Origin of the sequence: Paenibacillus sp. NPDC058174, assembly GCF_042883865.1 — a bacterium.
GTDB lineage: Bacteria > Bacillota > Bacilli > Paenibacillales > Paenibacillaceae > Pristimantibacillus.
This window is the reverse complement of record NZ_JBHVUY010000002.1, coordinates 687,650-700,681: the sequence shown is the minus strand read 5'-3', so window position 1 is coordinate 700,681 and position 13,032 is coordinate 687,650. Positions and strand designations below refer to the sequence as shown.

At 51.1% G+C, this 13,032-nt stretch carries 14 protein-coding genes and 5 tRNA genes; 7 read left to right on the top strand and 12 right to left on the bottom strand.

Features of this window, described 5'->3' with window-relative positions; genetic code table 11:
- Nucleotides 1-110 precede the first annotated feature (110 nt).
- Nucleotides 111-902, bottom strand: a complete 792-nt coding sequence (locus ACFVVF_RS14635) for a nucleotidyltransferase domain-containing protein (protein WP_387810595.1) — start codon at nt 900-902, stop codon at nt 111-113.
- A 26-nt stretch (nt 903-928) separates the two neighbouring features.
- Nucleotides 929-2,050 (bottom strand): slipin family protein, encoded by a 1,122-nt coding sequence (locus tag ACFVVF_RS14630; RefSeq protein WP_387810593.1) that lies wholly within the window; start codon nt 2,048-2,050, stop codon nt 929-931.
- Between the two features lie 612 nt (nt 2,051-2,662).
- On the opposite strand from ACFVVF_RS14630, the gene ACFVVF_RS14625 reads away from it, so the two are divergent.
- Together ACFVVF_RS14625 and ACFVVF_RS14620 are read left to right on the top strand one after the other, a co-directional pair.
- Nucleotides 2,663-3,979, top strand: a complete 1,317-nt coding sequence (locus ACFVVF_RS14625) for a helix-turn-helix transcriptional regulator (RefSeq protein WP_387810590.1) — start codon at nt 2,663-2,665, stop codon at nt 3,977-3,979.
- Entirely contained in the window at nt 3,954-4,769 is an 816-nt protein-coding gene (locus ACFVVF_RS14620; protein ID WP_387810588.1) for a WYL domain-containing protein, read from the top strand. Before ACFVVF_RS14625 ends, ACFVVF_RS14620 begins: the two co-directional genes overlap by 26 nt.
- Here ACFVVF_RS14620 and ACFVVF_RS14615 read toward each other — a convergent pair.
- Entirely contained in the window at nt 4,759-5,655 is an 897-nt protein-coding gene (locus tag ACFVVF_RS14615; RefSeq protein WP_387810586.1) for a fumarylacetoacetate hydrolase family protein, read from the bottom strand. The genes ACFVVF_RS14620 and ACFVVF_RS14615 overlap by 11 nt on opposite strands.
- 242 nt (nt 5,656-5,897) lie before the next feature.
- On the opposite strand from ACFVVF_RS14615, the gene ACFVVF_RS14610 reads away from it, so the two are divergent.
- Genes ACFVVF_RS14610 through ACFVVF_RS14600 form a run of 3 tightly spaced genes read left to right on the top strand, consistent with a single transcriptional unit; the run spans nt 5,898 to nt 6,735 of the window.
- A complete protein-coding gene (locus ACFVVF_RS14610) occupies nt 5,898-6,365 on the top strand; it encodes a GreA/GreB family elongation factor (protein WP_387810583.1) in 468 nt (155 codons plus the stop codon).
- A complete protein-coding gene (locus ACFVVF_RS14605; protein WP_387810581.1) occupies nt 6,353-6,481 on the top strand; it encodes a hypothetical protein in 129 nt (42 codons plus the stop codon). Before ACFVVF_RS14610 ends, ACFVVF_RS14605 begins: the two co-directional genes overlap by 13 nt.
- Nucleotides 6,482-6,540: 59 nt before the next feature.
- Nucleotides 6,541-6,735, top strand: coding sequence for a hypothetical protein (locus ACFVVF_RS14600; RefSeq protein ID WP_387810579.1), 195 nt, complete (start codon nt 6,541-6,543; stop codon nt 6,733-6,735).
- A 542-nt stretch (nt 6,736-7,277) separates the two neighbouring features.
- Here the strand turns inward: ACFVVF_RS14600 and ACFVVF_RS14595 are convergent.
- The 6 genes from ACFVVF_RS14595 to ACFVVF_RS14570 form a co-directional block, all read right to left on the bottom strand.
- Nucleotides 7,278-7,363, bottom strand: a tRNA-Leu gene (locus ACFVVF_RS14595).
- Nucleotides 7,364-7,392: 29 nt separating this feature from the next.
- Nucleotides 7,393-7,468 (bottom strand) — tRNA-Lys (locus tag ACFVVF_RS14590).
- A gap of 51 nt (nt 7,469-7,519) precedes the next feature.
- Nucleotides 7,520-7,594, bottom strand: a tRNA-Glu gene (locus ACFVVF_RS14585).
- 183 nt (nt 7,595-7,777) lie between these two features.
- A tRNA-Ser gene (locus ACFVVF_RS14580) sits at nt 7,778-7,868 on the bottom strand.
- Nucleotide 7,869: 1 nt separating this feature from the next.
- Nucleotides 7,870-7,945 (bottom strand) — tRNA-Asn (locus ACFVVF_RS14575).
- Nucleotides 7,946-8,009: 64 nt separating this feature from the next.
- Nucleotides 8,010-8,489, bottom strand: coding sequence for a SprT family protein (locus tag ACFVVF_RS14570; protein ID WP_387811501.1), 480 nt, complete (start codon nt 8,487-8,489; stop codon nt 8,010-8,012).
- A 139-nt stretch (nt 8,490-8,628) separates the two neighbouring features.
- Between ACFVVF_RS14570 and ACFVVF_RS14565 the strand changes: the two genes are divergently transcribed.
- The gene (locus ACFVVF_RS14565) at nt 8,629-8,979 is read left to right on the top strand and encodes a hydrolase/acyltransferase (RefSeq protein ID WP_387810576.1); all 351 of its coding nucleotides are present in this window, start codon (nt 8,629-8,631) and stop codon (nt 8,977-8,979) included.
- A 73-nt stretch (nt 8,980-9,052) separates the two neighbouring features.
- Nucleotides 9,053-9,205: a cortex morphogenetic protein CmpA gene (gene cmpA, locus ACFVVF_RS14560; protein WP_155985907.1), complete on the top strand. Its 153-nt coding sequence runs from the start codon at nt 9,053-9,055 to the stop codon at nt 9,203-9,205.
- Between the two features lie 96 nt (nt 9,206-9,301).
- Here the strand turns inward: cmpA and ACFVVF_RS14555 are convergent, their stop codons facing one another.
- The 3 genes from ACFVVF_RS14555 to ACFVVF_RS14545 form a co-directional block, all read right to left on the bottom strand.
- Nucleotides 9,302-9,946, bottom strand: a complete 645-nt coding sequence (locus ACFVVF_RS14555; protein WP_387810572.1) for a nitroreductase family protein — start codon at nt 9,944-9,946, stop codon at nt 9,302-9,304.
- A 168-nt stretch (nt 9,947-10,114) separates the two neighbouring features.
- Nucleotides 10,115-10,624 carry an RrF2 family transcriptional regulator gene (locus ACFVVF_RS14550; protein ID WP_387810569.1) on the bottom strand — a complete coding sequence of 170 codons (510 nt, stop codon included), beginning with the start codon at nt 10,622-10,624 and terminating at the stop codon, nt 10,115-10,117.
- A gap of 95 nt (nt 10,625-10,719) precedes the next feature.
- On the bottom strand, nt 10,720-12,903 hold the full coding sequence (locus ACFVVF_RS14545; RefSeq protein WP_387811498.1) for a Tex family protein: 2,184 nt from the start codon (nt 12,901-12,903) through the stop codon (nt 10,720-10,722).
- Between the last annotated feature and the right edge of the window lie 129 nt (nt 12,904-13,032).

The following is a 13,032-nucleotide window of genomic DNA, read 5'->3' as shown; positions in this document are numbered from 1 at the left end:
GCAATGATCGTTTGTGTGATTATTTCGATAACCAATTAATCCTAGCGGATATATGTGATTAGTGTAACGATTGTTTGAATGGCTGTCAATCCTTTTATTTACAGTCCGTTTCAATCCGGTTGCCACGCTTCGGTCAACAATTGGCGGAAGAGAATGTCCAGCTGTTGCTCAGTTTCCTCTTGAACAGCCGGCATATCTGAAGCCGTTTGCCCGAAATAACGAATCCGTTCCTCCAAATAATCATTTATCGCTTGCAATGGCAGGCCGCTGTCCAATTCTTCCCCTGCGCGTTTTCGCTCCAACAGTCCGCTCACTTCCATACCAACCTCACTGTCTGGAGGCAAAAGCTCCCGCATCAGCTCCTCGAATGCAATCGGCGGCATTTCATTGCGCTTCTCGATCCATTCGCAAGCTAATATCGGGCGTAGCACATAAAAATACTTTTTCAACCGAACCCGGTCTCCTTGCAGATAATCGCGATAATTGCCTCTCGCCATATTTAAATAATGGTACAAGCATGATCTTGGGGAAAAGGTAAGCGGCGACAAGCTGCGCAGCGCCTCCGTCGCAGAACCAGTTTCTTGATAGACCGCAGGCGATTGCAGCCACTCCAGCAGCGGCGGGTTCGATTTGCGGAACAGCCGGAGCGCTTTGCGCAAATCCCAGCCGGTAATATCAAGCATGTCGCTGATCGGCCGCTCGATCACATCCCGCTTTTCCGTAATGGACAAATACCATTCGACCGGACGAATATAGATGAAGCGGACATCATAGTCGCTGTCCCGTGAAGGAAAGCCCCAAGCTCTGCTGCCCGATTCGCAGGCGTATACGATCCGGACGCCTTCCTCGCCTTCTATCCGCGCCAGTTCATTCTGAATTAAACGTGTGTAATCTTTTGTCATCGTCAAGTCTCCCCCTTTCCCCGAACTTATTCGATAGACTTGGCCTGTCTGCCGCCTGCCAGCAGCTGATTCAACTGTTCCAGCAGATTGCCGCCGCCCGTAAGCGAGACGCTGCCGACGTTGTCACTTATTTTTTCCAAAAACTCAAGCTCCTTCAACCGGAACAGCGTCGCATTCTCATCCATCAGCTTCGCCGTATTAAGCAAGCTTCGGGTAGATGCCGTCTCTTCACGGCGAGTGATCAGGTTGGCCTGCGCTTTCTTCTCAGCGAGCAGTACGGTATTCATGATGTCCCGAACCTCGCCAGGCAAAATGATATCCTTAACTCCCGCGGAGCAGAACTCCACGCCATACTCCTCGCTCTTCTGCTTCAGCCTCTCCAGCACGAACGTCCCGATCTCCTGCTTTGTGCGCAGCAGCTCATCGAGCTTAAGCGTCCCGGCATATTCCCGTAAAACAAGCTGAAGCTGAATGTAGAGCTGGTCCTCGAACCCCTTGATTTCCAGCGCTTTGAGCGGATTTACGATCTTATACTGACAGACGAAGTTAAGCCGCAGCGTCACTTTATCCTCCGTCATCATTTCTTGACCAGTCAGATCTAGCTGCTGGCGGCGAGTATCTATGGTTTGAACTGCAGTTGAAACCGGCCCCTTCCAGAAGCGGTACTTGCCCGGACCCAGCTCCCGCTGCAAAACATTGTCATAGAACAGGTAGCCTATCTCCCGGTCTGCAACCTCATGCGTATGATAGAGTCCGGAGAGCTTCTTCAGAACGGCTGCACTCAGCTTAGCCGGAAGCTCCGGCTGCCTGATATCGAAATGGACGAAGGTATGCTGCTTCAGACCCCTCCAGAAGGCATGCTTGCCGGAGCTCATCAGTATGCTTCTGCAATGTCCGTCCTCGTTATGCAGCACATATTCATCATCCTGCACATCGACGATAACCAATTCCTCAAGCAGACGGCTGTCATGAAGAAACAGCTCCAGCTCCTTGCCCGGCACCTCGAAAGGTCTTGCAAGCTCCAGTACTTCAACAGAATAGCCGGACCATGGCAGAAACTTGTAGCTCCCCGGCGCAAGCAGACGAACGTAGCTGCCCTTCTTGAACAACAGCCCTCTTTGATCGTTTTGAATTGTCCATTTGTTCATATGTATATCCTCCTCATTTATTGCTGTCGCAATAAAGTTAATTTCGGTTGTTGCGATTGGCCGCGCTGCTCCCGCTTCCCTGGCGGAATCCGGCTTAAGAATGGCGTTCGTGTCAATACGGCCGCTCTTTGCCGCCATACGTCCAAGCCTTGCTTTCTTTGGGCTTGCCAGTATGGCAGCTCGGAACAGCAGCTGGTTGTCGCAGCAGCCATTCGGTATCCGCGGGTTGCATAGCCGGGCTTCGGTGCAGCTCTCTAAGCCTGCTGAGCAGCGCTGCCAATCGCTGATTTTGTTGGAAAATGCTCAATATTCATCACCAATGAATCGCTTAAATTGCGAGCGGGGATTCGAACCCCTCAGCGAGAATGCTTTGCTCCTGAACAGCATGCCTTGCGCGGATACCGCGCCGGCACTGCGGGATTATTCCTGCGGAATGAAATCCCTGCCCGGGTCCGGGCCAGCTCCTCTCTCGCTTTCCCTATTATTGCGCCTAAGCGCCATGCAGAACATGGCAAAAGTATGACGACTCTGCCTTTTTTCATAAAAAATCACTCTGGCCCCGCTACTCTTGCTACAATAGAGTGTAATGATGGAATGGGAGGGAACGGCAGATTGGCAAGGGAAAGCTTTGATAAAGAGATCCAGTTTCTGCGCATGCTTGCTTTAACGAGCGGGGCTTACAGCCGGCAGCAGTTCGCCGACCGGCTCGGCATTTCCGTACATACCTTCGATAAAACGATGCGCCGCTTGAAGGAAATTGCGGAGACGGCAGGACAGCAGGCGAAAGAGGAGCAAAACCTCCCCTTGGCCGAGCTGCTTCGCACCGGGTACTATGAATCCGCCGATCCGGTTCTGCTGTTTCTGTTCCGCTCCAAATCGGTCAAGGAATCCGAAAGCATACGGCTGTCGCAGATCATCATTGCATTGCAGGGAAAATCTTTAACGGCAGCCGAAGTGCTTCAGCAATGCTGCGACGGCATGTCTGAGGATATGGCAATGCCCGATGAGAAAACGGTCCGCACCGACCTCAAATATTTGGAGGAAACCGGAGTTATCCATAAGGAGCAGGGCTCACGCCCCCATCGCTATACCGCTGACAATCGATTTATAACGGAGCTGTCGGATGAGGAGCTGAACGATTTATATGCCTTTATCGACGTCATGGCGAATACGCAAATTCCATCCGTACAAGGCTATCTGCTACGGGACAGCTTGAAAAAAACGATGAAGCAGCGCGCGGTCCCGGAAAGCTCCTTTCTCTATAAATACCATTACCCTTCACGCATCTTGGACGAAGCACATCTCTATCCGATTCTGAAAGCGATTCGCGAGCGGAAAAGAGTCACCTTCCTCTATTTCACGCCAAAAGCCCAGCAAAGCTACGGCTCCAAAAATACGAATCCGCTGTTCGAGCGCGAATCGGAAGGACGGCAGCATACCGTATTGCCGCTGCGTGTCGCCTACGATCATCAATACGGGCGCTGGTATATGCTTTGTCATAATAGCCGTCAAGGGATAGCGATTTACCGGATGGAAGGATTAACACAGCTGCAAGAGAGTACTGCCGTAGAGGAAGCTGAATTTGAACAGAAGCTGCAAGCTTTGCAGCAGAAAATACGCTTTAGCTGGCTCGTCGACACAGGCAGAACAGTGACGGTAAAAGCGAGATTTTACAATCCGGAAGGCTCCGCCGCGAATTTCGTACGGGATCGGGTACGGCTGCAGGGACAATGGGGAACGATTACAGAGGAAAGCGAGCAGACTTTCATCTATGAGATTGCCGTTAACGGCACGATGGAGATTAAGCCTTGGCTGCGGAGCTTCGGCTCCAGCTGCGAGGTACTGGAACCCCGCTCATTAAGGAAGGAGTTCATCGAGGAATGGAAGGAGCTGGCCGCCGGCTATGAGCCTGTTCGAGAAAATCTATAACTACCAAATGATAGCGCGTCTAGAGGAAGCCGGGGCGATCGCGGTTACGGCGCAAGAACGTGAATGGCTGTCAGACATGCTGCGACGGTCGGAGGCTGAGCATGCTTTTTCACCGTCTACACTCGTCAAGCTTCGAGCTCTTGCAGGTGAGGAAGAGCACAAGCACGAGAGTGCACGGGACGCAGAAGAAATTTTAGAAAAAGCCGCCAGTCAGACGGGCCAGCTTTACCATCCGCTGCTGCGGCCGCTTCGCGAAGCGTTAACACGCAAGCTTGGCCTTCATCTGACTTATGCGATCAAAGACGGCACCGTCCGCGAGCGCCAGCACGGTTATCCGTATAAGCTCGAATATTCTATGGTCAAACGAGAGTGGTATTTGCTCTGGTTCCATTTGCGCAATCGTTCCATAATGACAACGAAGCTGCAGAACATTGCAGAGGCGGCGGAAGCCCCTATTCCAGCCCAGCAGGCTGAAGCGGCAGAAAAAAAGATGACCGTCTACTATGCCTCAAAGCAGCAGCAGGCGGTCATCCAAATCATGCCTCATTTCAACCGGGAGCTGTCCCGCATTTTATACGCGTTCTCCTGCTTCGATAAAGAGGTAAGCTATGAGGAATCTGCCGATACGTACTGGATTACGCTCGTTTACTTAAGGGATGAGAGCGATTTTGTGCTATCCCGTATCCGGTTTCTCGGCAAACGAATTCTCGTCACGGAAGGCGACTATCTGCGCAAGCGTATGTACGAAACCGCTCATAAATCGCTGATGCGATATGGTATTACTCCGTAACCATCCGGTTCGTCAAGGCGCCAAGACGCTGGATCTCGATTGTCACGACGTCTCCATGCTTCAAGTACACCTGCTTCTCAGGCGGAAAGCCCTGCACAACCCCTTCTGGCGTTCCTGTCAAAATAACATCCCCCGGCTCAAGCGTCATGCACTGGGAAATGTAGCTGATGATTTCTTCGCAATTATAAATCATGTCCGAGGTGTTGGAGTTTTGGCGCAGCTCGCCGTTCACTTTGCAGCTGATGGCCAGATCATTCGGATTCCCAATCTCGTCTTTCGTGACGAGATACGGGCCAAGCGGCGCAAATTTATCGCAAGACTTGCCGGCTAGCCACTGGCTTGTCCGGCTTTGCAAATCCCGGGCCGACAAATCATTGGCAGCACAATAGCCGAATACATAATCCAGCGCTTCTTCCTTGCTTACATATTTGGCCGTCTTGCCGATGACAATGGCAAGTTCCGCTTCATAATCGATCTTATCGCTGCTGCGGGGCAGAGGAACGTCCTCTCCATGTGCCGCCAATGCATTGGCGAATTTATTGAACAGAATCGGATAGGCCGGAAGCGGCAAATTTGTCTCCTCCGCATGCTTACGGTAATTCAGGCCGATGCATATGATTTTTCCCGGATTCGGTACGCATGGCCCCAGGGTTAAGTCCGGCTCTTCTTTAAATAATAAGCGGTCTCCCTCAGCCTGATTAACGAGGGACTGCAAAGAAGCCAGTGCCGCATCTCCCCCGTCAAGCAGCTCCTGCAGTGTAGCTGGCACTGCTGCATTAAGGCTTGCCGTTATTTTCCCCGCGGCCGCCTTTACATCCAACACTCCTGAAGCTGTACGAACGCCTAGACGAAGGCCGTCCGTTTCCATATAGGTCAACAAATCCATCTTGATCTCCTCCTTTTCCTCTATTGTGACGGTTCAGTTTCAACCGTGCAACTTTTTCTGTACAGGCAATAAAGCGCTTCCACTGGCTCTTATGGGCAATCTATGTTAGAGTAGCATCAAGACCTCTTAACCAAGGGGTCTTTATTACTATTAGGAGGAGATCAGAGTGACTGCTATGGCAACAACAACAGCAAGCAAACCCGTACAGCACAATCATGTTCGGACCGGGGGTGAAATCTACTATGAACCTTAGTATTCCGGAGTCCGGCTTGAAGTCTCGGCTCGTCCGTCAGCTCGTCGTATTAGGCGAAGAAAAGAAAAAGTTTCTCGATAGCTATTTTCCCGTTTACGGCAAAAAAAGAAATGAGATGAACAGCTACCTGTCCAACTATACGAGGGCGGTGGAAAAACTGCTCGAGTCTGCCGAAGACAATGAGGAAGTGTTAAACAACGTTGTCCTCATCGGCAGCCAAATTACGATTTCTTATATATCGGAACAATCGGAGCAAACGGAATCATTTACGATCGATTTTCCCAATAAAGCAAACGCAGAATATAATCGCATCTCGTTTCTGTCGCCTGTCGGCTACCCACTGCTGCTGACTGAGCCTGGCGATGTCGTAACCGTCGAGACCCCAGCGGGCGTTGTCCGCATACGTGTCGAGTCAATACGCCTCACCCCGGAAGCGAGAGGAGCGTGGATCGCATAAAGCATAAAAACACTAAATCGTATTGGTTTTTCAAATGGCTGTCCGTCGTATCCAGCGTCGCCATTGTCATTACGATGGTGTGGATCGTTATGAAGCTTACTTTAACAAGTTCCTAATGGGACGAAAAAGGAAGGGCGCCTGGATAAGCGCCCTTCCTTTTTTTAATGCGTGCGTAATGAGCGTAATGGTGTGTGAATACCGGATGGGCTGGGCCGACGTTGGGGCTGGGGCTAGAGCTGACTCAGGGCTGACCCTGGAAACAGGGCCGGGGCTGAGGCCAGAGCTGACGCTGGAAACAGGGCTGGGGCCGGGGCCGGGGACAGGTACGAATCTGCTTGCTTCAAGCCTGATCAGCCATTGGTATGCATGATATGCATCCTCCCTGCTGGACAACTACATATAGCGAAGCTGGTTCGTTATTTAGCGAACCCTTTTTCGCTGCACGGCCGGGTTGGGGGTCACCTTCACTCTACAGCGAAGTGAATTTCGCTATTCGAGAACCTATGTTCACGGAAAGCGAAAATGGCTTCGCTAAATTAAGTTAAGGGCATCCACTATGCCCGCTGCAACGAAAACAGGTTCGCTATACAGCGAACCTGCTTCGTTAACAACTGCATCTTTATCCGTAGTATAATAGAATTTATTCTCAGCTCTAGGAGGTCCTATGAAAAGATCAAAGGTTGTCGTCATCGGTCTCGCGGCCGTTATTGTGGTAATCATAGCCGGTGTGGCGGCATTGGGCAGCTTGCTCAGCAAGGTATAATTAGTTCAGTACTCTGATCTACTTGCTTTCTAGCTGTCTTTCCAGCAGTCTGATCAAATCCGATACTAGATATCCGCGTGAATTGCCAACGAAAATTTCAATAAACATAAGAAAAACCCTTGCGTCGCAAGGGTTTAATTGTTAGGTTATGGTGCGGTAGAGAGGACTCGAACCTCCACGGGCGTACGCCCACTACCCCCTCAAGATAGCGTGTCTGCCATTCCACCACTACCGCACGTATAGGGGAAAACCTTTTAAAGAAAATGGTGAGCCATGAAGGACTCGAACCTTCGACACCCTGATTAAAAGTCAGGTGCTCTACCAACTGAGCTAATGGCTCTCATGATTGTAAAACGAACTCTTGAGAGCTGCTTCACTTACATTGAGGAAATGGTGACCCGTAGGGGATTCGAACCCCTGTTACCTCCGTGAAAGGGAGGTGTCTTAACCCCTTGACCAACGGGCCTTAATTCAATTACTGTCGTTCAGACGACGTTTTTTATTGTAACATCTTTTCCGCTTCAGTACAAGCTTTTTTTTCGATTTCTTCAATCCATTTATTGGTTTGATTCATCTCATGCTTATTTGAGGCGTAAAAAAAAGACCAGCTGTTGAACGGCCTTTCCGTCACAATAACTTAGAAAAAATATGGCGGAGAGAGAGGGATTCGAACCCTCGCACCACTTACGCAGTCTAACCCCTTAGCAGAGGGTCCCCTTGAGCCACTTGGGTATCTCTCCATGGCTCCCCGAACAGGACTCGAACCTGTGACAACTCGATTAACAGTCGAGTGCTCTACCAACTGAGCTATCAGGGAATATGTGCTAATTATTTATTTCGTGTGTCTGCCGTGTAACTCAGCGGCGACAAGTAATAATATATCACGGCTTCTCCATGAGGTCAAGCGTTTTTAAAAATAATTTTCCGCGACATTTTCCGCAGGCATATCGGGCTGGATTTAGCCTTCTCCGGCGCGGGTATTCCATGCCGCAATTGCCGCATACCAGCTTGTACCGAAACGGCGCAGGCTTGCGCTCCGCCCGCTCAGGAAGCGACTTGCAATAGCGGGAACCTCCTACATGTGCCAGCAGCTGCTTGAAGTCCTGATCACGATGCTGATAGCCTCTCTTCATAATATGAAGATGATAATGGCACAGCTCATGCTTAATTATTTTTTCCGTTTCTTCCTGCCCGAAGTTTTCGAGCTGATGCGGACTGATTTCTATATTATGTGATTTCGTAAAATAACGTCCGCCCGTCGCCTTCAGCCTGCGGTTGAACGTTGCCTTATGCTTGAAGGGCCGGCCGAAGCTTTCCAGCGACACTCGCTCTACCCAGAGCTGCAGCGTTTGATCATTCATTAATAATGTCATCGTATTCTCCTCCACTACTTGAATTTTAAAGCGTTCATACGCTACACTTCAAGTAGCAATTATATCGATCGGCGATTTGCCGCGCGAATACGCGTCATGGATCGAACCGAGGGGAGCTTATTTTCAGATGCCAACTATGCGCTATGTAATCATGAAGGACCAAGAAAACCTGTTTTTCGTCGAAATGCCGGAAACTCACGCTTATCAATTAAGCGCGCTAAACCTGCGCCTTCATAAAGAGATCGATAAACTGACGGCTGACCGCGTTCCGCAGCTGCCTTATGCTGTAGCCGAATGCGACAACGTCGAGCTTCACGACGCCGAGCTTGCGATTATTTCCGGTCTGGACTACATTAACCAGCTCGAGAGCGACTTCGCCAGCGTGAAAGAATCCGCCTACCCGCTGATCGCCCTGCTTACCGAGATTCGGGCGCTTCAAGCACAGCTTGAGCAGTGGTATGAAGATGAGATGATCTAGGACCTGCACGGATACCCGCCCTCCTCCATATGGTAGTAATACATCATGTTAGGCCGGGAGGAGGACGATCCGTATGCCGCAATGGCTGTGCAACCAAATGATGCGCGCCTTTCTGAAAAAGGACCGCAGACAGATCAAGCTGTTGAATGAATGCTGGTATTTCTACCGCAACAGACAAAGTCCTAAAGGTGAAGAAGACAGCTCTGAGCTGACTACGCTTCATTAATAGCGATTTATGATACTTACAGCTTGATACACAAATAAAAACCCGCAGCCGAATTTTGGCTAGCGGGTTTTTGCCGGATATGCCTATATGCCGAACTTAGATTTTGTTCCAGAACGTGATATCTTCGATAGGCAGACGCGAAGTCAAACGGCCCTCAGTCGCCGCTTTGCCGATCGGAATCAGAATCGTTGGCGCGTAGCGGTCCGGAATGTTGAAGAACTCCTTCAGCTTCTGACGGTCATAACCGCCCATAGGAACCGTATCATAGCCTTTCGATTTGGCAACGAGCATAATTTGCATCGCGACAAGACCCGCGTCGAATACCGCTACTTCGTGCAAACGCTCCTTCGGAATCGATGTATACAGCTTAACCGAGTTTTCCGTAAATTGCTTCGCAAATTCCTCTGTCATATAACCGGCTTCAACAGCCAGGTTATTGATCTTTTCCACATGCTTATACAGTTCCAAATCGCCGAGCAGGACAATAACAGCCGAGGAGTCAACAATTTGCTGCTGGTTGTTGGCGATTGGCAGCAGCTGCTTCTTCAGCTCCTGATCCGTTACGACGAGGAAACGCCACGATTGCGTGTTCGAGGAAGACGGCGATTTCGTTGCCAGCTTCAAAATCTCTTCAATTTCTTCTTTGGCGATTTTGAATTCCGGATCGTAGTGGCGAACGGAATGCCGGCCTTCCAGCACTTCTAAAAAGGTTTGTACTTGTGCTTCTGTTTGAGTAGTCATTATGGAATCCCTCCAATAAATTTTATCTGTGCTTCATATTGCTCAGTTTAACGCAAAAAAATGCATTTCTTACTGTGTACGATTTCACACAGTTAAAACCGAAGTAACTGTGATGAATTATGCTCAGTATAAATCGCCATTTCTCTTCTGTCAATCGGGTAAAAATAACTATACTCCCAGCACCGTACTTGCCGTTTCTTCCTTGTTCAAGTGCTTCAGCGCGCATACGCGGTCCGCGAGCTGCAAAAGGGTCGTCTGCTGCAGCGTTTCAACCGTTTTACGCTCCACTTCATCGGTAATTTCAACAAAGGCTTGTTTCATTTCTTGCCCAAACTCGTGTACGCCTGTTGTATCCAGCATCCCGCTGCACAGCGGTTCCCCGACCTTGAGCGCGAGATAGACGTCAGCCAACGTAATCGCCTCAGGCGAACGGTTTAAGCGATAGCCGCCGTCACGTCCCTCTCTCGTCTCCAGCAGTCCTTCACGGGCCAGCTTCGCTAGTACACGCCGCAGCATGGTGGCCTCCGACTTCAAATATCCTGCTAGTTCATTGCTTGAGCAAGCCTGCTGCTGCTTATGCGATAAGACAACCATCGCCTGCAGCGACAGTCCGAACCATTTATGAGTGGGCGATACGACGCATTTGCCTGTCTTATCCGTCTTGTTATCCGGTTGCATACATGCATCCTCTCCTTCCCTTATAGGATATTAGAGGTTCTATACTCATTATAAAGGGCCTGCCTTTTGACAGGCAAGCCCAGTTGATTCCTATTTTAGCCCTGCTTGCGCATCGTCAAGCCAACACGGCCTTTTTTCAAATCGACGTTCAGCACCCAAACAGTAACCGTGTCGCCGACAGAAACGACATCCATCGGATGCTTGATAAACTTGTCGCTCATTTGCGAAATGTGGACGAGTCCGTCATTTTTAATGCCGATGTCGATAAAAGCGCCGAAATCGATAACGTTGCGAACCGTGCCGTGCAGTTCCATCCCCGGCGTCAAATCTTCAATGTTCAGCACATCGGTATGGAAAATCGGCGCAGGCAGCTCCTCCCGCGGATCACGTCCCGGTCGGAGCAAGCTGTCGATAATGTCCTTGAGCGTCGGAACGCCGACGCCAAGCGCCGAGGCAACAGCATCCGGCTGAACAGCCGCAAGCTTCTCCTTCAGCTCATCTGTACCGATCTGCTTCGGCTTAACGCCAAGCTCGGCAAACAGCTTGTCTACGACGTCGTAAGACTCTGGGTGAATCGGTGTCTGGTCGAGCGGATTCGCTGCTTCCGGTATGCGCAGAAAGCCGATGCACTGCTCGTACGACTTCGCACCAAGCCGCGGCACCTTCTGCAGTTGGCCGCGCTTCGCAAACCGTCCGTTTTCCTCCCGGTACTTCACGATATTACGGGCAATTGTTGCATTGATGCCGGCTACATACGAAAGCAGCGAGGCCGACGCCGTATTGACGTCTACACCTACATGGTTAACCGCTGACTCTACAACGCCGCCAAGACTCTCATCCAGCCGCTTCTGGCTTACGTCATGCTGGTATTGCCCTACGCCAATAGCTTTCGGCTCAATCTTCACAAGCTCCGCCAGCGGGTCCTGCAGACGCCGTGCAATCGATACCGCGCTGCGTTCCGCAACATCCAGCTGCGGGAATTCCTCGGCAGCCAGCTTCGATGCCGAATAGACGCTGGCACCCGCTTCACTGACGATAATATATTTCAAATCTCCGCTGCCGGCTTGTCCCGCTTCTTTCCGCTTGCCGATAAGAGAAGCGATAAACTGCTCGGTTTCACGCGAAGCCGTGCCGTTGCCGATGACAATCAATTCGACTTTGTACTTGTCAATTAATCCATTTATCAGCAGCTCGGCTTCTCTAACCTTGTTATTCGGCGGTGTCGGATAAGATACCGCTACCTCAAGAAGCTTTCCGGTATCGTCTATGACCGCCAGCTTGCAGCCCGTACGGAATGCCGGATCGACGCCAAGGACGATATGGCCGCGTACAGGCGGCTGGAGCAGCAGGTTGCGCAGGTTTTCCGAGAAGATCGAAATCGCATGCTCTTCCGCCTTCTCAGTCAGCTCGCCGCGCACCTCACGCTCAATCGACGGCGCGATGAGACGCTTGTAAGCATCCTCAATAACGGCAACGAGCACTTCGCGTACGGCAGCGGCCGTATAGTTGCGCAATATTTTCCGCTGGATGTAATCATGGATCCGTTCCGCCTGAATCGCAAACGACACCCGCAATATATCTTCCCGCTCGCCCCGGTTAATGGCCAGCACGCGATGCGGAGGCAGCTTGCGAATCGGTTCTTCGTAGCTGTAATACATTTCGTAGACCGACTCGGCGTCTTTGTTCTTCGCTGCCGTTTGAATCAAGCCCTGATCGAACGTATGCTTGCGTACCCAGGCTCGGATTGCCGCCTCGTCTGCAATATTCTCGGCCAGTATATCCATCGCGCCTTGCAGCGCATCCTCCGCGCTTGCAACGCCCTTCTCCGCGTCTATATAACGCTTGGCTTCAGCAAGCGGCTCGCCCTGCTTCGGCTGCGACCAGAGCCAATCGGCAAGCGGTTCCAGGCCGCGTTCCTTGGCTACGCTTGCGCGGGTTTTCCGCTTCTGCCGGTAAGGCCGGTACAAATCTTCAATCTCTTGAAGCTTCGCTGAAGACTCGATTGAAGCCCGGAGCGCTTCTGTCAGCTTACCCTGTTCGTCAATAAGCCGGATGACCTCACGCTTGCGCTCCTCCAGATTACGCGAATATTGCAGCCGCTCCTCTATCGAGCGCAGCTCATTCTCGTCCAGCTCCCCGGTCATTTCCTTCCGGTAACGGGCGATAAACGGAATCGTATTGCCTTCATCCAGCAGCGACACCGCCGATTTCACCTTTGAGAGCGGAATGGAGAGGGTCGACGCGATCCCTTTTATAATGCGTTCATTTTCGGCTGCAATCTGCTCCGCCGTACGTACCGTCTTGCCCGAGGCTTCTTCTGCAGCGACCTCGCCTTGCTTTGCCGTCGTTCCTGCCAAATGCGATGCACCGTCCCTCTTCACTCTTATATTCTCATCCCCGTCTATGGC